18 protein-coding genes are annotated in these 17906 nt (G+C 60.2%); 13 read left to right on the forward strand and 5 right to left on the reverse strand.

Annotated elements, in window-relative coordinates:
* Positions 1–13: 13 nt before the first annotated feature.
* Complete coding sequence (locus CSING_RS04535) at positions 14–1600, reverse strand: dolichyl-phosphate-mannose--protein mannosyltransferase (RefSeq protein WP_042533149.1); 1587 nt, start codon at positions 1598–1600, stop codon at positions 14–16.
* Positions 1601–1656: 56 nt separating this feature from the next.
* Here CSING_RS04535 and rsmI point away from each other — a divergent pair, with 56 nt between their 5' ends.
* The 6 genes from rsmI to CSING_RS04565 all read left to right on the forward strand — a co-directional run bounded on the left by rsmI (position 1657) and on the right by CSING_RS04565 (position 8457).
* Positions 1657–2505: a 16S rRNA (cytidine(1402)-2'-O)-methyltransferase gene (rsmI, locus tag CSING_RS04540; RefSeq protein ID WP_042530089.1), complete on the forward strand. Its 849-nt coding sequence runs from the start codon at positions 1657–1659 to the stop codon at positions 2503–2505.
* Between the two features lie 309 nt (positions 2506–2814).
* Positions 2815–4656 carry a BCCT family transporter gene (locus CSING_RS04545; protein WP_042530091.1) on the forward strand — a complete coding sequence of 614 codons (1842 nt, stop codon included), beginning with the start codon at positions 2815–2817 and terminating at the stop codon, positions 4654–4656.
* A gap of 92 nt (positions 4657–4748) precedes the next feature.
* On the forward strand, positions 4749–6581 hold the full coding sequence (metG, locus tag CSING_RS04550) for a methionine--tRNA ligase (RefSeq protein ID WP_042530093.1): 1833 nt from the start codon (positions 4749–4751) through the stop codon (positions 6579–6581).
* Positions 6560–7780 (forward strand): MFS transporter, encoded by a 1221-nt coding sequence (locus CSING_RS04555; RefSeq protein WP_236684034.1) that lies wholly within the window; start codon positions 6560–6562, stop codon positions 7778–7780. Before metG ends, CSING_RS04555 begins: the two co-directional genes overlap by 22 nt.
* Before the next feature lie 100 nt (positions 7781–7880).
* Positions 7881–8162: a type II toxin-antitoxin system RelE/ParE family toxin gene (locus CSING_RS04560; protein WP_042530097.1), complete on the forward strand. Its 282-nt coding sequence runs from the start codon at positions 7881–7883 to the stop codon at positions 8160–8162.
* A 34-nt stretch (positions 8163–8196) separates the two neighbouring features.
* On the forward strand, positions 8197–8457 hold the full coding sequence (locus CSING_RS04565; RefSeq protein WP_042530098.1) for a HigA family addiction module antitoxin: 261 nt from the start codon (positions 8197–8199) through the stop codon (positions 8455–8457).
* A 36-nt stretch (positions 8458–8493) separates the two neighbouring features.
* Here the strand turns inward: CSING_RS04565 and CSING_RS04570 are convergent, their stop codons facing one another.
* Both CSING_RS04570 and CSING_RS14160 read right to left on the reverse strand, forming a co-directional pair.
* The gene (locus tag CSING_RS04570; protein WP_042530100.1) at positions 8494–8997 is read right to left on the reverse strand and encodes a GNAT family N-acetyltransferase; all 504 of its coding nucleotides are present in this window, start codon (positions 8995–8997) and stop codon (positions 8494–8496) included.
* 9 nt (positions 8998–9006) lie between these two features.
* Positions 9007–9198: a GNAT family N-acetyltransferase gene (locus tag CSING_RS14160; protein ID WP_042530102.1), complete on the reverse strand. Its 192-nt coding sequence runs from the start codon at positions 9196–9198 to the stop codon at positions 9007–9009.
* Positions 9199–9222: 24 nt separating this feature from the next.
* On the opposite strand from CSING_RS14160, the gene CSING_RS04580 reads away from it, so the two are divergent.
* From CSING_RS04580 to CSING_RS04600, 5 genes are all read left to right on the forward strand, one after another.
* A complete protein-coding gene (locus CSING_RS04580) occupies positions 9223–10047 on the forward strand; it encodes a TatD family hydrolase (protein WP_042530105.1) in 825 nt (274 codons plus the stop codon).
* A 233-nt stretch (positions 10048–10280) separates the two neighbouring features.
* Positions 10281–11429 (forward strand): resuscitation-promoting factor, encoded by a 1149-nt coding sequence (locus CSING_RS04585; RefSeq protein WP_042530107.1) that lies wholly within the window; start codon positions 10281–10283, stop codon positions 11427–11429.
* A gap of 34 nt (positions 11430–11463) precedes the next feature.
* Positions 11464–12306, forward strand: coding sequence for a 16S rRNA (adenine(1518)-N(6)/adenine(1519)-N(6))-dimethyltransferase RsmA (gene rsmA / locus CSING_RS04590; protein WP_042530110.1), 843 nt, complete (start codon positions 11464–11466; stop codon positions 12304–12306).
* An 8-nt stretch (positions 12307–12314) separates the two neighbouring features.
* Positions 12315–13250 carry a 4-(cytidine 5'-diphospho)-2-C-methyl-D-erythritol kinase gene (locus tag CSING_RS04595; protein WP_407637945.1) on the forward strand — a complete coding sequence of 312 codons (936 nt, stop codon included), beginning with the start codon at positions 12315–12317 and terminating at the stop codon, positions 13248–13250.
* 32 nt (positions 13251–13282) lie between these two features.
* Entirely contained in the window at positions 13283–15166 is a 1884-nt protein-coding gene (locus CSING_RS04600) for an ABC-F family ATP-binding cassette domain-containing protein (protein WP_042530115.1), read from the forward strand.
* An 8-nt stretch (positions 15167–15174) separates the two neighbouring features.
* Here CSING_RS04600 and CSING_RS04605 read toward each other — a convergent pair whose 3' ends face one another.
* Complete coding sequence (locus tag CSING_RS04605; RefSeq protein ID WP_042530116.1) at positions 15175–16089, reverse strand: AEC family transporter; 915 nt, start codon at positions 16087–16089, stop codon at positions 15175–15177.
* Positions 16090–16201: 112 nt separating this feature from the next.
* Here CSING_RS04605 and CSING_RS04610 point away from each other — a divergent pair, with 112 nt between their 5' ends.
* Together CSING_RS04610 and CSING_RS04615 are read left to right on the forward strand one after the other, a co-directional pair.
* Positions 16202–16759, forward strand: coding sequence for a hypothetical protein (locus CSING_RS04610; protein WP_042530118.1), 558 nt, complete (start codon positions 16202–16204; stop codon positions 16757–16759).
* 99 nt (positions 16760–16858) lie between these two features.
* Positions 16859–17182: a putative quinol monooxygenase gene (locus CSING_RS04615; protein WP_042533151.1), complete on the forward strand. Its 324-nt coding sequence runs from the start codon at positions 16859–16861 to the stop codon at positions 17180–17182.
* 227 nt (positions 17183–17409) lie between these two features.
* On the opposite strand, the gene CSING_RS13570 is transcribed toward CSING_RS04615, so the two are convergent.
* A complete protein-coding gene (locus tag CSING_RS13570) occupies positions 17410–17646 on the reverse strand; it encodes a hypothetical protein (protein ID WP_144403114.1) in 237 nt (78 codons plus the stop codon).
* Positions 17647–17906: the final 260 nt, after the last annotated feature.

The following is a 17906-nucleotide window of genomic DNA, read 5'->3' on the forward strand; positions in this document are numbered from 1 at the left end:
CTGTGAGGTGGGATTAGCTCCACGATGGCAGCCACATCATCGACTGATACCACGATTCAGGGATGAGAAATCCGTACAGAATGGGGGAGAAGTACGCGAACATGGCGACCACGAGCGCCGCGTAGCACACGGTGAGGAAGGTACCCAGTGGCATCGTTGAACCGAAGATCGAGCGGAGCCATGGCCACCTGAGTTCCGGCCCACGGCCGATCATCTGGCCACACGCGAGAGCAATGAGCACGATGACAAAGGGGATGAAGGCCGTGGCGTAGAAGAAGTACATCTGTCGGTCAAAGACCATGAGCCAGGGGAGGAAACCGGCAGCTGCGCCCACGAGTGGGATGAGGAAAGCACGGTTGCGTCGCACGAGCAGCGACCACAGGCCCCACAACACGGCCGGAATGACGAGCCACCAGATAGCGGGGGTGCCGAAGAGATAGAGCATCTTGCGGCAGTCACCACCATTGGGGCAGGTGAGATCGGTAGAGGAGTAATAGAGAATAGGGCGCGCTGCCACGAGCCACGCCCATGGCTTGGAATCCCACGGGTGGCTATGGCCGCCCGAGGAGGTTAATGAAGCGTGGAACTCCAAGACCGAGCTGTGATAGTAGAACCAACCTGCAATAGGTTCGGGGAGATTGAGGAGCCACGAACCTTCGTCGATCGTGCCGTCCACCTTAGCGTGGCGGTACACGGCGGTTTCATCGGCAAACCATGCACGCCAGGACCAGGCGTACAGGGCAATGGGCAGCACGACGATGGAGGCGAGAGCTGCCGGAGTGTCACGGATGAGGGTGCCAAGGACGTAGCGGCGCACACCGTACATGCGGCGCAGAGCAAGGTCAGAGAAGACGCTCATGAGGCCGAAGAACATGATGTAGTACAGGCCGGACCACTTCACGGACAACGTCAGTCCCAAGAAAACACCGGCCGTAAAACGCCACCAGCGGAAGCCAAAACGGGGACCGAAATCAGATGTACCCATCGCCCCCGTGATGAAAGCGGTGTGGAGGCGCTCACGCATCTGCTGGTGGTCACGGGCAAGCGCCCAAGCGGCGGCGACAACAAAGAAGACCTGGAAGATGTCCAGCATGCCAAACTTCGAAGAGACGAGAAGTACGCCATCGCAAACGGCGATCAGTCCAGCTAAGAATCCGACGTGCCAGGAACCCGACAAGCGGCGAGCCAGGGCCATCGTGAGTAGTACAGTGCCCACACCGAAGAGGGCGGTCATGAAACGCCAGCCCATCGGGGTATAACCAAAGACAGACTCGGAAAGAGCGACAATCTGCTTCGCCAGCGGTGGGTGAACCACGAGACCGTAGCCGGGGTTGGACTCGATTCCGCCGAGGAACAGGTTGTGCCAGCTGCTCACCATGTCCCAGGCCTGCGGCACGTAGTGCTTCTCATCGAAGACCGGGGTGCCTTCCGATACTGGACTGGTGAGGCCTACGAAGCGCGTGATGAAGGCCAGCACAGCGATAATGGCGGTGCTAATGGTGTCGGAACTGGTCCAGACGTAGGGGCGGGGCGCAGGCGGCGCCGGCCGGGTATGGCGGCCGGGCGCGGCGGTGTGGCCCTTCCGGGCAGGTCGGGCGATGGACGTTGCGATACTCACTCGGAAGAGTTTAGCGTGCGTGTGCCATGCTGGGGTGTATGAGTCTTCAGCTTGATCCTTTGCCGCGCGGTGTCATCCTCGCTGCGACGCCCCTAGGAAATCCTGGCGATGCCTCCGCACGCCTCATGCAAGCCTTGGGGCACGCCGATGTCATCGCCGCGGAAGATACCCGCCGCGTACGCAACCTAGCCCAAGCATTGGGCGTGGACATTCGAGGCAAGGTGGTCTCCAATTTTGATCACAACGAGGCGGAACGCTCACGAATGCTGGTCGACGCCGCGCGAACCGGGACGGTTCTAGTCGTGTCCGACGCAGGAATGCCGTTGGTTTCTGATCCAGGTCATTCCATCGTCGATGCGGCCGTGGAGGCAGGTGTGCCCGTCACCTGCTTCCCTGGACCGTCCGCGGTGCCCACGGCCTTGGCGCTCTCAGGCTTGGGGGTGGGGCACTTTCTCTTCGATGCCTTTCCTCCGCGTAAGCCTGGTCCACGCAAGGCGTGGTTGGAGTCGTTGGTAGGGGAGCGTCGCGCTATTGCCTTCTTCGAGTCGCCGCACCGGCTGGCGCAGACGCTTGGCGACGCCTCCACGATCCTCGGCGCCGAACGCCGCGCTGCGGTGTGCCGCGAACTCACCAAGACCTATGAACAGATCAAGCGCGGAACGTTGGGTGAGCTTGCTGAATGGGCAGAAGAGAATGCGCGCGGCGAAATCACCGTGGTGATTGAAGGTGGTGCTGCTGAGCCCGCGTCGCTAGAGGAGCTACTTGCTGAGGTCCGTGCTGAGGTGGAGCGCGGCGTGCGCGCAAAGCAGGCCTGCAAGCAAGCAGCCGCGGGGACTGAATGGTCGAACCGTGAGTTGTACGACGCGTACCTCGCTGCCCGCGACTAGCCTGCCGCCGTTCCCGCGCAGTGGGGGAATGTGTGGTTGTGCAGCATCGACGTTGTGTGGTGACCGCTGTCTCTCTTTCCCTAATCGTTATCGTATCGTTACGTGATCGATCTGTGAGTACGCGGTGAGACGGTCTAAAATCCTCTGTCAGCTGCGCAGTCCCAGTTCGGGACAGGACCGCGGTGGGGAAAGGGGGACGTCGGAAAGCACGGGCTCCTGCCTATTTTTCTGCGGATATGTGCGATACGGTGCACCTTTAGCGCGCCTGCAAGTTGACTAGTTGGTGGCAGGGCAGCAAGGTCTGAGGCTATGACAGACTCGACCAATGCAGACAACGTAAAGGACACGGGGGTCTCGTCAGCCGTGCCGAGCGGGACAAGCTCGCAAAGCACGGTCGATGAGTATCGCACTGTCGATGAGCGCCTCGAGGCAGCCTCGGCCACGAGCCAGCTCCAGGACATGATCACCAACAAGGCCTTCAACCCGGGGACCTACTCGGTGCCCGCAGAGGACAAGGAAACCGAGGAGTTCGGCCCCGGCGGCATTGATTCGCCGATTGACTGGTCCATTGTTGGCATCGCCGGTCTTCTTGTGGCCGCCATCGTGGCCTGGGGCCTGGCCGCACCGGATAACTTCGGTGCTTTCGCAAGTAACGCCCTGAATTTCGTCGTCAATGACTTCGGCTGGGCCTACGTGCTGTTTGGCACCATCTTCGTCGTCTTCGTGATCTTTATCGCGATGTCGAAGTTTGGCACTATTCGCTTGGGGCACATCGATGAAGAGCCCGAATTCTCCACGGTGTCCTGGATTGCCATGATGTTCGCTGCCGGTATGGGCATCGGCCTCATGTTCTACGGCGCTTCCGAGCCGCTCAACTACTTCAAGAACGGCGTGCCCGGCCACGGCGAGCACGAGGTGGGGACCGCCATGGCCACCGCGATGTTCCACTGGACCCTGCACCCCTGGGCCGTCTACGCCATCGTGGGCCTGGCCATTGCCTACTCCACTTTCCGTATCGGTCGTAAGCAGTTGCTTAGCCAGGCCTTCGTGCCGCTCATTGGTCAGCGTGCCGCTGATGGTGCTCTGGGCAAGCTCATTGACATCCTGGCCATCTTCGCCACCGTCTTCGGAACCGCCTGCTCCCTGGGCCTGGGTGCTACCCAGATCCAGGCAGGACTTGAGGCCTCGGGCCTGATTGACAACCCCTCCCAGGGCGTTGTCATTGGCATCGTGCTTGTTCTGACCCTAGCCTTCATCTTGTCCGCTATGTCCGGCGTGGGCAAGGGCATTCAGTACCTGTCCAACGCCAACATGATTTTGGCCGCGCTGCTGGCCATCTTCGTGTTCATCTTGGGCCCGACGGTCACCATCCTTAACCAGATTCCGGGTTCGATCGGTAACTACCTGGCCAACTTCACCGAGATGATTGCCCGTACCGCTGAGTCCAACAACGGTGAGGCAGCTGAGTGGCTGTCTACTTGGACCATCTTCTACTGGGCGTGGTGGGTGTCCTGGTCCCCGTTCGTGGGCATGTTCTTGGCGCGCATTTCCCGTGGCCGCTCCGTTCGCGAGTTCTGCATCGGCGTGCTTCTCGTGCCGGCTGGCGTGTCCACCGTGTGGTTCGCCATCTTCGGCGGCACCGCTATCCACATGGAACAGAACGGCAACTCCATCTCTGGTGATTCCGCAGAGCAGGAACTCTTCAATCTTCTGCAGAACCTCCCGGGAGGCTTCATTGCCGGCATCGTCGCTGCAATCCTCCTGGCCACGTTCTTCATCACCTCGGCCGACTCCGCGTCCACGGTCATGGGCTCCATGTCCCAGTCCGGCGCCACCACCGCCAAGCCGTGGCTGTCCGCCACGTGGGGTGTGCTCACCGCGGCCGTTGGTCTGACGCTCCTGCTGTCCAGTGAGGACTCCCTGTCCAACCTGCAGAACGTCACCATCGTTGCGGCACTGCCGTTCCTCTTCATCGTCGTCGGCCTCATGTTCGCGATCTACAAGGACCTGAGCAACGACGTTATCTACTTGGAGTACCGTGAGGCCCAAGCCTTCCAGCGCAAGCTAGCCCGTGAGCGCCGCCTGCACCGCGAGTTCCAGCGCGAAGAGGCCTACAAGGCACGCCGCCGTCAGCGCATGCACAAGCACTAGTCGCGCCCGGTAAGTTCGTGCCGGACAGCGAACACTCATTGACACCCCCTCACTGCACGTACGGTGAGGGGGTGTTCGATAGAGTAGGGGCCATGACTGAGACAGTTGTCGTTAATGTTGCTTGGCCCTATGCCAACGGACCCCGCCACATCGGACACGTGGCGGGCTTCGGCGTTCCCTCCGATGTGTTTGCCCGCTTCCAGCGAATGCGCGGCAAGGATGTCCTCATGGTCTCCGGCACGGACGAGCACGGCACCCCGCTGCTGGTTCAGGCGGACAAGGAAGGCGTTACCGTTCGTGAACTGGCGGATCGCTACAACCGTCAGATCGTGACCGACTTGGCGGGCCTCGGACTGTCGTATGACCTTTTCACCCGCACCACCACCCGCAATCACTACGCGGTGGTGCAAGAACTCTTCAAAGGCCTCTACGAGAACGGCTACATGCTCAAGGAGACCACCCAGGGTGCTATCTCGCCATCGACGGGCCGTACCTTGCCGGACCGCTACATTGAGGGCACCTGCCCGCTGTGTGGCGCCGATGGTGCCCGCGGTGACCAGTGCGATAACTGCGGCAACCAGCTGGACCCGGTAGACCTCATCAACCCAGTGTCCAAGATCAACGGGGAAACGCCGGAATTCATCGACACCGAGCATTTCCTGCTGGACCTGCCTGCGGTCAAAGACGCCCTCGAGTCGTGGCTGAAGACCCGCGAAGAGTGGCGTCCCAACGTGCTGAAGTTCTCCCTCAACCTGCTGGAGGATATGCGCCCGCGTACCATGACCCGCGATATTGACTGGGGTATCCCGATCCCGGTTGAGGGCTGGGAGGACAACGGAGCGAAGAAACTCTACGTGTGGTTCGATGCGGTTATCGGCTACCTGTCTTCCTCCATTGAGTGGGCACACCGCACCGGCAACCCTGAGGCATGGAAGCACTACTGGCAGAACCCGGAGGCCCGCCACTATTACTTCCAAGGCAAGGACAACATCACCTTCCACTCCCAAATCTGGCCGGCGGAGCTCTTAGGCTACGCGGGCAAGGGAGCAAAGGGTGGTCAGCTGCACACCTACGGTGAGCTGAACTTACCCACGGAGATTGTCTCCTCGGAATACCTGACTATGTCGGGGTCCAAGTTCTCCTCCTCCAAGGGCGTGGTTATCTACGTCAAAGACTTCCTCAAGGAGTTCGGCCCCGATGCCCTGCGCTACTTCATCGCAGTGGCCGGTCCAGAGAACAATGACACCGACTTCACCTGGGATGAGTTTGTCCGCCGTATCAACAACGAGCTGGCCAACGGCTGGGGCAACTTGGTCAACCGCACGGTGTCAATGGCGTTTAAGAACTTCGGCGAGGTACCGGCCCCGGCTGCTCTGGAGCAGCCGGACAAGGATATTTTGGCACTGGCGGAGGACACCTTCGCCACTGCCGCGGACTTCCTTGAACAGTCCAAGTTCAAGCAGGCTATGACTTCCATCATGCACGTCGTGGGTGAGGCCAATGCCTACGTTGCCGCAATGGAACCATGGAAGCTGGCCAAGGATGAGACGCACCGCGAGCGCCTCGCCACCGTCCTGTGGACGGCACTTCAGGTGGTGTCTGACTGCAACGTCATGCTCACCCCCTTCCTGCCTTTCACCGCGCAAAAGGTACACGAGACCTTAGGGCGTGAGGGCGTATGGGCCGCACAGCCACAGGTTGAGGACGTTGTCGATGACATGCCGGTCGAGGTCGTGGGTGTGAACCTTCCGCCGGAGAACCACCCGTATCCGATCATCACTGGTGATTACACCGCACAGCAGGCGGCGTGGAAGCGTATCGACGTCACGCCGGGCACCACGCTGCAGAAGCCGAAGCCGCTCGTGGCCAAACTTGATCCAGTGCTCGGTGAGACCGGCCCAGAATGGGCCCCGGTACAGAAGTAGGTTCTGTGGGGCAGCGCTTCCGGCGCACACTCGCGCCTGCCTTGCTGTTCACCGTCGTGTGCCTCACGGCGGTGAATTTGCGATCCGGCATTGCCTCGGTAGCGCCGGTTCTCGGACAGATTCAGGGATTCTTTGGTATCTCGTCCGGTGCAGCCGGACTGCTCACCGCGCTGCCAGGCCTGTGTTTTGCGGTCATGGGCTTGGCTGCTGTTCCCATCGCGCGTCACGTAGGGCTGAGCCGCACCTTGGCGGCCGGCACGGTAGCACTCGTTGCCGGATTGGCGCTGCGCCCATGGGTCAGCAGCTTTTCGCTCTTTGTGGCCCTGACAGTCTGCGTTGTCGCCGGCATCGCGCTGGCCAATGTCCTGCTTCCAGCGTGGATTAAACAACATGGCTCGGGACGCACCCTAGTGGCGCTCATGACGACGTACACGACGATGCTGGGGGTATCGAGTGCTCTGGGGCCGCTTTCGGCGGTCACCCAGAACACGTGGCAGGGCGCGCTGTGGGTGTGGTGCCTGCCCGCCATCGCGCAACTCATCGCGTGGATGGTCGTGCTCCCGCGCACTGGACGCGATGTGGCTCAGGGAGCCGTCGATGGTGCGGCAGCTCCGCGCCCTATGTACACCTCGCCCACGGCCGTGGCCATGCTTTTCTTCTTCGGGCTGCAATCCACCATGGCGTATGTCCAAATGGGATGGCTGCCTCGCATGCTTGTGGAAAAAGGCGTGGGGGAGAACACCGCGAGCGTGGCGCTGGCCGTCATCGGTGTCTTCAACATCCTCGGCGGAATTGTCATGCCGTGGTTGATTTCGCGTCTCGATCGCCTTGCCCCTGTGCCCGTCGTGCTTGCGCTTTGTACCTGCGCTGGGTGGGCTGGGGTGCTTCTTGCAGCCGATAGTGCACCGTTGGCATGGGCCACTCTCATGGGGATAGGCGGCATGTGCTTCCCACTGGTCCTTGCTTTGTTGACCGCCCGCACGCGCACCGCGCTGACCACCGCGCGTCTTTCCGGCTTCGTCCAACCCGGCGGTTATGTCCTCGCCGGCCTCGTACCACTACTCGTTGGCGTAGTGCGCGGTGCAACCGGAAACTGGACCGTCGTGCTCGTCGGTCTCATGGCGCTGTCGCTGTGCATGCTTTTCGCGGGTTTGCGCGCCACGACGCGGGTATACATCGACGACGAGCTTGTTGGCTAGCGAATTCAGAGCTGACAAGATACCTTTTTAGCTACAATGAAGAAGCATTTGACGCCTTGCGTTATTGACGCGAGGCGTCATGGGGGGATAGGGTGAAGCAGTGATCCAGTCGTTTGCGGACAAGGTGACCGAGCGTTTATGGAATCGTGAGAAAGTACCTTCCATCGACCCGCGTATTCACACGGTTGCTCTCCGTAAGTTGAGGCAGCTGGGTTATGCCCAGAGGCTGGATGAGCTCCGAATACCTCCGGGAAACAGACTCGAAGCGTTGAAGGGTGTTCGGCAGGGTCAGTACAGCATTCGCATCAACAGTCAATGGCGGATCTGTTTCCGATGGACCGCCGCAGGGCCACAGGAGGTTGAGATCGTTGACTACCACTGAGAAGCTCCCCCCAGTGCATCCAGGTGAAATTCTTGTGGAGGATTTCCTTAAGGAGATGGGGATAACCCAACACAAGCTCGCCGTATCGATTGGAGTTCCGCCTCGTCGGATCAATGAAATTGTCCACGGCAAGCGGGCTATCACCGCTGATACTGCACTGCGGTTGGCCAAGTTTTTCGGAATGACTCCGCAATTTTGGCTAGGTCTCCAGTCGCACTACGACTTGGATGTCGCGGAAGATAAAATCCTCTCTGAGTTAGAGGAAATTGAGCCGCTCACACCGGCTTCAGCCTAACGACTCGGCATAGCCAACGGTGGAGCGGTCAACGCGCTAGGAGCGGTCGAAGTCGCGCTGCAGGTGCACTAACCCCAGGCGCACGCCGTCCTTGGTGTGAATATTCGGCATGCGGCCGGTCTCTACAAAGCCAAACTTTTTGTGCAGCGCAATGGAGCCCTCATTGGTGTCCACGATGTAGGTAATGATGGTTTCCACGTACTCATTCTCGGCGGCATGATCCATGAGCGTGGCCATCAGTTCGCTGCCGACACCCCTGCCGCGCGCGGACTCAGCGATGTAGATGGAGTCTTCAGCGGTGCCGTAGTAGATGGCGGGGGTCACGAACTGGAAATATGCTGCCCAGCCGACGATCTCCTCGTCGTCCACAGCGACATAAACCGGGTAACCTTCTTTCTCCATCTGTGTAAGCCACTGCTCGCGGTCTTCCACGGTTTCCTGCCAGGTGACGAGGTTAGCAGCCGGCGTTGCAGCGGAGGCGGAGTTATAGATGGCGGCGATGGCGGGGGCGTCGCCAAGCACTGCGGGACGAACGTGCATGATTGATCCTTAAACCATGAGTTGCAAATGGGTGAGGTCGGGCCAGCGCCCAGCCTTGCAGGTCACTTTCTTGAACGTACCTACAGTGGCAAAGCCGAACTTCTCATGCAACTTGATAGAGGCCGTGTTCTCCGGAAAGCCCGGTTGAGGGCCGATGTTATCGCGGGGGACAGTGGAGTCCGTCGCTGTGCGGATTCTCATGCGCGCTCGACTACACTCGCAGCCATGTCTAAGAAGAAGCCACGCCCCACGCCCGTGCCCGCCGAAGGTCTGAGCCAGCTTATCGACGCCCACACGCACCTCGCCTCGTGTCGCGACTCTGACGCCGACTTAGTTGCCCGCGCCCGTGCTGCCGGGGTGGAGCGCATCGTCACCGTTGGTGATGGTTTGGCTGAGGCTGAAAAAGCCCTGGCTGCCGCCCACGAGTTCGATAACGTGTATGCCGCGTGCGCAATTCACCCGACAAAGGCTGGTGAGCTCGACGAGGCCGCCCGTGCTCGCCTGACTGAGATGGCTGCGGACCCGCGCTGCGTGGCCATCGGCGAGACCGGCCTGGACACGTATTGGATTCATCACGAACCGGAGAGCACCGCACCGCTTGAGGTGCAGGAGGAAGCGCTGCGCTGGCACGCGGAGCTGGCGGCCAAGGTTGGTAAAACCCTTATGATTCACAACCGTGAAGCTGACGAGGACCTCATGCGAGTGCTGGGGGAGTGCGCTCAGGCGCCGACAGTGATGCTGCATTGTTTCTCCTCCCCGCTGGAGGTGGCCAAAGAAGCGCTCGACCGCGGCTATATCCTCTCTTTCGCCGGCAATGTGACTTTCAAGCGCAATGAAGAGATGCGTCAGGCGGCGGCACTGGCACCAGCGGGTCAGCTACTTATTGAGACGGATGCTCCCTACATGACCCCGGAGCCTTTTCGCGGGGCGCGCAATGAGCCCTCGCTTATCGGACATACCTATCGTTGTGTCGCGGAGGCCCGTGGACAGCAGGTGGAAGAACTTGCTGCGGAGGTGACGGAAACTTTCGCCGCAACCTTCGGGGTGTGAGGATCTTCACTTTTGCTAAACCTCCTGCTCAGAGGTGGCAGGCGTGTTTGTTGTGACGAGTGTTCTGCCAGTGGTAGCGGCGTGTACGTACTTCTCGATTGTTACGTCCTGTTACCGTATCGTTATCCAAAGTTAGCCCGGCATTGAGATTGCCGGGGCGCGCATTCTGTCGCGCAGAGTCAGGTGCCGGGCGCATGCTCGGCACGTCATACTGCAGAGACGAGAAAAGGTTTATGTCCCCGAAGAAGCAGATCAAGCGAATCAACAATTCCCGATCCCTGCCGTTGCGCATGGCAACCGGCGGTGTACTGGGCACCCTAGCCGTGGGTGGTGTTGTCGCCGTCGGTGCGCAGAAGGACATCACGCTTGACGTCAACGGTGAAACCACCACTCTGGCTACCTTTGCCGGGGACGTCAACACCGCCTTGGAAGCCGCCGGGGTCAGCGTAGACGGTGAGGACCTGGTGTACCCGGCCCTCTCCGAGCAGCTTGCCGACGGCGACTCCATCACCGTTCGCACCGCCAAGCCGGTCGCCGTCACCATTGATGGCGTGGAAACGCAGCTGTCCTCCACCGATCTCACCGTCTCTGATCTGCTCGGCGGCCTCGACGGCATTGTGCCGGGAGCTGCGGTAACCTCCGGGGCGAAGGAAATCGCGGACGACGAGGTAGTGACCGAAGGGATGAACATCGAGGTAGTTTCTCCGAAGATTGTCAAGGTCTCCGACGGAGGCTCCGTCTCCTATGCAAGCGTCTCGGCGAAGACTGTCGAGGATGCGCTCGAGGCACGTGGCATCACCGTGGACAAGGATGACCGCGTCAGCCCAGAGCTTGATACCCCGGTCACCGCCGGCATGAGCATCACCGTGGATCGAGTCACGGTCTCTAAGGAAGACAACACTGAAGAGTTCGATGCGCCGGCTAAGTATGTGGATGATCCTGAGCTGGAAGAGGGCACCGAGGAGGTCCGCGAAGAGGGCACTCCAGGCTCCCGCACCGTCACCCGCAAGATCGTAACGGTGAATGGCGAAGAAGAGTCGAACGACGTCATTAAGGAAGACGTCCATACCGAACCGATCGCAGCCCTCATCGCGCGCGGCACTAAGCCGAAGTCCACCGCCCCCGCCGTCGCTGAAGGCTCCGTCTGGGATGCCATCGCGCAGTGTGAAGCCACTGGCAACTGGTCCATCAATACCGGTAACGGCTTCTCCGGCGGCCTGCAGTTCACCCCGTCCACTTGGGCTGCCTTCGGTGGCAATGAATACGCGCCACAGGCCTGGCAGGCCACCCGCGAGCAGCAGATTGCCGTAGCTCAGAAGGTCCAGGCCGCTCAGGGCTGGGGCGCATGGCCTGCCTGCACCGCGAAGCTCGGCCTGCGCTAAAGCTTTAAGTGCTCGGCGTATTAATCTGGATGACATGACACAACCCCTCCTGCTGGGCCCGGTGGAGATACGCGAGCTTGCTGCCGAGCTCGACGTGACACCGACAAAAAAGCTGGGCCAGAATTTCCTGCATGACCCCAACACCATTCGGCGCATCGTTGCCGCCGCGGACCTTGACTCCGAGGATCGCGTGGTGGAGGTTGGGCCGGGTTTGGGATCACTGACCCTGGGCCTACTAGGAGAGGTCGAACATGTCACGGCCGTGGAAATCGATCCGCGCCTGGCTGGCAAGCTTCCGGGAACCGTCGCTGAGCGTGCTCCCGAGCAAGCGGATCGCCTGACCCTCGTAGAAAAGGACGCCCTCGCCGTTGAGGCCGGGGAGCTGGGGGAGCCCACCGCACTCGTGGCTAACCTCCCGTATAACGTTGCCGTTCCGGTTCTCCTGCACCTGCTTGAGCTTTATCCTTCGATTCGTCGCGTACTCGTTATGGTTCAGCTCGAGGTGGCCGAGCGTCTTGCTGCCGCGCCCGGCAGCAAGGTTTATGGCGTGCCCAGCGTGAAGGCCTCTTTTTATGGGCCGGTGCGGCAGGCCGGGACGATAGGCAAGAACGTGTTCTGGCCCGCCCCCAAGATTGAATCGGGCCTGGTGCGTATCGACTGCACCCGCCCCTATGACGAGGCCCTCCGCCCGCGTCTCTTTGCGTTGGTTGATGCTGCCTTTGCACAACGCCGTAAGACCCTCCGCGCCGCACTAGCCGGGTTCTACGGCTCCGCCGCGGCGGCAGAAGAAGCCCTGCGTGCAGCGGATATAGATCCGCGCCTGCGCGGTGAGAAGCTTGGTGTGGAGGACTTTGTCCGACTGGCGGAAGTCTCATGAGCAATCCTATGACAACACCCCCGCACGTGTGGCAGGCCCGTGCCCATGCCAAGGTGAACCTGCACCTCGGGGTTGGCCAGGCGCGCGAGGACGGCTTTCACGAGCTCGCCACCGTGTTTCAGTCCCTCGACGTGCACGATCGAGTGAGCTACCGCTGGGCCGAAGACACCACCGTGGAGGTCACTGGACTTCACTCGGCGGGGGTGCCGGCATCCATCGACAACTTGGCCTGGCGTGCCGTGGAACTGGTGGCGCAGCGCCTCATGGTGCCGGCGACTGGCACCCTCACGATGGAGAAAAACATCCCCGCTGCCGGCGGCATGGCGGGCGGATCTGCCGATGCTGCTGCGGCTCTGCTCTTGGCCAATCATGCGCTGAGCACCGAGTTCGGCCGCGAACCCGTCACCGAGGAGATGCTTTTCGAACTCGCCGCCGAGTTGGGCTCTGACGTGCCCTTTACGCTCATGGGCGGCACCGCACTAGGCCGCGGCCGCGGCGAATTGCTCACGCCGATGCTGGCGCGTGGCCGCTACATCTGGGCCATCATCACCAATTCCGAAGGCCTATCCACCCCGACGGTCTTTCACAAGCTTGATGAACTGCGAGCTGCCGGCCGAGGAAGCGCACCGCACCTCGATACGGAGGCTGTGGGCCAAGCACTCGTCAGTGGCAACCCGCGGGAGCTCGCCGCTGCCGTGCACAACGACCTTCAACCGGCAGCATTGTCCCTACGCCCAGACCTGCGCAAGATTCTGGATACTGGTGAGGCTGCCGGCGCGCTCACAGGCATTGTCTCTGGTTCTGGCCCGACCTGTGCCTTTCTATGCGAGGACGAGGAGACGGCGGCTGAGGTCGTTGCCAGTGTGTGCGCTGATAACCGCGGGACTCGTGGACTTGTGACCACGGCTCCTGCCGCGGGCGCAAGTCTCGTCGATCTTTCCTAATTGATACTGCCACCCACTAGGATGAAGGCGTTATGGCGAACCTCATCAACCTGGAAAATGTAAGCAAGTCCTTTGGACTCAAGACCCTCCTGAACAGGGTCTCTCTCGGTGTTCAAACCGGTGATCGTATCGGTATCGTCGGCGTCAACGGTGGTGGTAAAACCACGCTGCTGGAGGTCCTCACGGGCATTGAGCCGCCGGACTCGGGGCGAGTATCGCACAACTCGGATCTACGCATGGCGGTGGTGACGCAGCGCTTTGAGGTGGAGGAGTCGCTCACCATTGCCCAGGTCATTATCGAGCCCCTCGGTTTGGAAACCTTCGAGTGGGCCTCCAATGCCAAGGTGCGCGATGTCCTCGGCGGGCTCGGTATCGTCGACCTCGGCCTCGATACCCCGGTGGGATCCCTTTCCGGTGGCGAACGCCGCCGCGTGAATCTTGCGGCCGCGCTGGTGCAGGACCTTGATGTGGTGGTGCTCGATGAGCCAACGAACCACCTCGATGTGGAAGGCGTGCAGTGGCTGGCGAAGCACCTGCTTGCCCGCAAGCTGGCGGTCATCGTTGTCACCCACGATCGCTGGTTCCTCGACACCATTGCCACGACCACGTGGGAGGTTCACGATGGCGTGGTTGATGCGTACGAGGGCGGTTACAATGACTGGACTTTCGCCCGCGCTGAGCGAGCCCGGCAGGCCGATGCCATGGAGCAACGCCGCCAGAATCTGGCGCGCAAGGAGCTCGCGTGGCTGCGCCGCGGTGCACCGGCGCGAACCTCGAAGCCGCGCTACCGCATCGAGGCCGCTGAGGCACTCATTGCGGATGTTCCCGCACCGCGCGACAAAGTTGAGCTCATGGCCTTCTCCAAGCAGCGCCAAGGGCGCGTTGTCATTGAACTCGAGGATGCCACAGTTACGACGCCGGATGGTCGCACGTTGGTGGATCACCTCACGTGGCGCCTCGCCCCAGGTGAGCGCATTGGGCTTGTCGGTGTCAACGGCTCAGGTAAGACAACGTTGCTGCGGGCGCTCGCAGGTGAGGTGGAGCTGGCCGCAGGTAAGCGTATCGAAGGTAAAACCGTGCGCCTTGGTTGGTTGCGGCAAGAGCTTGATGACCTCGACCCAGAACGCAGGCTTCTCGACGCCGTCGAGGACGTCGCCACCTATGTGCATCTGGGAAAGAAGGAACTCAGTGCTTCTCAGCTGGCGGAACGCCTGGGATTTTCCGCCAAGCGCCAGCGCACTCCAGTGGGTGATCTGTCCGGAGGTGAGCGCCGCCGACTGCAGCTGACCCGTGTGCTTATGGCGGAGCCGAACGTGCTGCTTCTCGATGAGCCCACGAACGACCTTGATATCGATACCCTTCAAGAGCTGGAATCCCTCTTGGATTCTTGGCCGGGCACGATGGTGGTTATCTCGCACGATCGCTACCTCATCGAACGCATCGCGGACAATACCTATGCGCTCTTCGGCGATGGCAAGCTCACCAACCTTCCCGGTGGTATCGAGGAGTATCTCCGGCGCCGCCAGCAGATGGAGGCCACCGCGTCTCGCGGTGTTATTGATCTTGGGGAGAAGTCTTCGGAACCTGCCGCGGACGCTGCCTCCAGCTCAGCAGCAGATTCCGCGCAAGGACCGGCACGAGGTTCTGCCGCCGCAGCCCCCACCAAGCGTCTCAGCTCCCAGGAAGAGCGTGAACTCACCAAGAAGATGAATTCACTCGAGCGCAAGATGGCCAAGCTTGATGAGAAAACCTCACAGTTGAACGAGAAAATGGCTGCCGCCGCCGAGAAAATGACCTCTGGGCAGGGTGATTCCGCAGAGCTGTCGACGCTGGACGCAGAACTCAAGGCCGTTGCCGCCGAGCGTGAGGAGCTCGAGATGGAATGGCTGGAGCTGGGAGAGAAGCTCGAAGGATAGGGAATGCCCTAGCCGAAGAGAGCCGCGATACCCAGCATGGCTGGCAGTGAGAGGAACGTGGTGAGGAAAACCGTATCGCGCGCTACGGTCTCACCAGTCTGGTAGGTTGCGGCGTAGTTGTACACGTTTTGTGCCGTGGGCAGCGCCGCCAAGATGAGTGCGGCATAGAGCTCGCTACCGCTTAAGCCAAAGGCTAGGCCTGCAGCAAGGGCGATGGCCGGCATGGCGATAAGTTTGAGCACTGTCGCGGTGATGGTAGGAAGCCGGTCATTGTCCAGAAGTGAGTCTCCTTTGAGGGAAGCACCAAAGCTCATGAGGATCATCGGAATGGATGCCCCGCCTAGGATCTCCAGAGGCGCCATGATGACGTCCGGCACGGTCCATCCCATGGCCGAGACGATGAATCCCAGAACTGCCGCGATGACGACCGGCGCGGTGAGACCTGAGGTCACTGAGCGGGTCACAGAACGGAAGCTTGTTCCTTGTGCATTGAGTCCCGCGATGATGAACGGGGACAGCACCGCCATTTGAAGCACGAGGGCGGGGACGACGAAGGTGGCGTCACCGATCACGTAGGTAGCGATGGGGAGACCGATGTTGACCGAGTTGTAATAGCTTGAGGCCGCGGCTCCCGCCATCGTCTCTGAGCCGCTGCGACGGAAGAACAGCAGGCTCAGCAGCCCGTATAGCCCCATCGTCGCTACCGAGGCAACCGCAATGACCGCCACGACAGGAGAAGCAAACGCTGAGGTATCTGACTGTGCCACGCTGGAGAAAACTAGCGCCGGGGTTGCAGCCCAAAATGCAACTCGGTTGAACTGCAGCCGAGCTTCGCCTTTACCGATGACACCTTTATGCGCCAGCACGAACCCCACAGCGATAACGACGAAGATAATCGCAAACCCCGTCACAACATCCAGCACTACTGCTCACCCTTTCGCCTACGTCTCGGAGGATAACAATGCCATATCGAATTTCCTGTGAGTCCGGAAGGTTAGTTCTCAGACACGGGGATTCTATGGCACGGTAGTAGGCATGAATGCATTCCGTCGTGTTTCTCGCCTGTCCGCCACCGCTGTTCTGACCACAGCCCTCGCGGTGTCCGGCGCATCAGCCGCCCAGGCACAGGATATTAACCAGCTGTCCTCCCAGGCCACTGAGCAGATCAATTCTCTCCAGATCGAGCTGCCTGCCCAAGCATATGATGTTGCGAAGCAGCTCAATGTCCAGCTGCCGGCTTTCATCAAGAAGCCGACTCCCGCCGTGGCTCATGAGCTCGTTGGAGCTACTCACGCTCACCTGCTGAAGCAGGGCCACCATGCTGATGGGAACGCCAAGAACATCGCCCAGGAATGGGCGGACCAGGCAGCTGCCGGCAAGGTCACCTTCCATGAGAACGCCGGTGACGGCCTGACGCACCTAGAAGAAGGCAGCGGCAATATCTACAAGCTCACCGAGTCTGAAGCGAAGGACCGCGTGAATTGGCTTAACCGCGATGTCCCCGTGACCAAGACTGACGGCACTGGCTTCGGTGTTGCCCAGTCCTACGACGGCACTTACGTCTATGTGGCGGAGTACTTCTTCAACAAGTAGCCCCCACAAAATAACCCCAACAAAGACCAGTGAACGAAGCCCTGCCGTTGTAGGCAGGGCTTTCTGCACGTTTTCGGCCAGCGCGTTACTGTGGGGCTCATGATTTTGATCAACGTACAGTTCCACGTCAAGCCTGAGTACGCCGAGACCTTCCTCGATGAAATCGACTGGTACACCAAGGCATGCCAGGCCGAGCCCGGTTGCATCGACTTCAAGTGGTTCCGCGATCCGGAAGACAAGCAGCGCTTCCTGCTGTTGGAGTCCTACAAGGACGGCACGGATGTCGACCACGTCAATACCGAGCACTTCAAGCGTTCTTGCGAAGAGCTCCCTAAGTACCTAGTGGAAACCCCGGACATCATCAACACCAAGATTCAGGGTAAAACCCAATGGGATAAGATGGCCGAATATCAAATAGCGTAATCGCATAAGACAAGCAAATAGGAATACCCCGGCACTTGGCTGCGAACTGCTCCCCATAAGTTGGACTGAGAAATCAGTAGCCTACTAGTGGGGAGCAGTTCATTCAGGAGTCAGGTCCGTTCTTTGGTACCGGTAAATTTCGGATGACCGTCATACTAGCTTCGTCGTCTACGACGGCGAAGGAAAGCCTTATCGTTATCTGTGTTGACGTCGACTCGAATCATAACCTAGGGGATTTCCGGCAACCTCCAGATGCGGTCACCTATCGTTGTTACCCGCACGTCTGGTCGAATCTTGATGATGAAGTCTTCATCCGATTCCGTGCGGGGGACGTAAGCGAAGCCAGGAGTATTAACGATTCCTGGTATCGCGGGGTAAGCGGGGTTGTAGTCGATAACTTGCCGGAACACGATTAGACGCTCGGCAAGACGTTGGGCCTTGCGGCGCGAAGTCTTTGCATTCACGAACGCATCCTCACCCTCTAGGTTGTAGTGGGCGATTAGCCTAAGCGACTGGTACAAAGAATTTTTCTGAAAGTCCGAGTCAACCCTCCACGGGAGATTATCGTTGATAATCGTCATCGAAGATATGTACCCGGATTGTTTGGCTAGCTTACTAACGTACTGGCGAGAAACGCCGTACTCTCTAGCAATATCCGACTGTCGGTAACCTTCCTTAATCATCGTCATCACGATGTCGTGAGTGAGTCCGCTCATACTATTGG

Origin of the sequence: Corynebacterium singulare (genome assembly GCF_000833575.1) — a bacterium.
GTDB lineage: Bacteria > Actinomycetota > Actinomycetes > Mycobacteriales > Mycobacteriaceae > Corynebacterium > Corynebacterium singulare.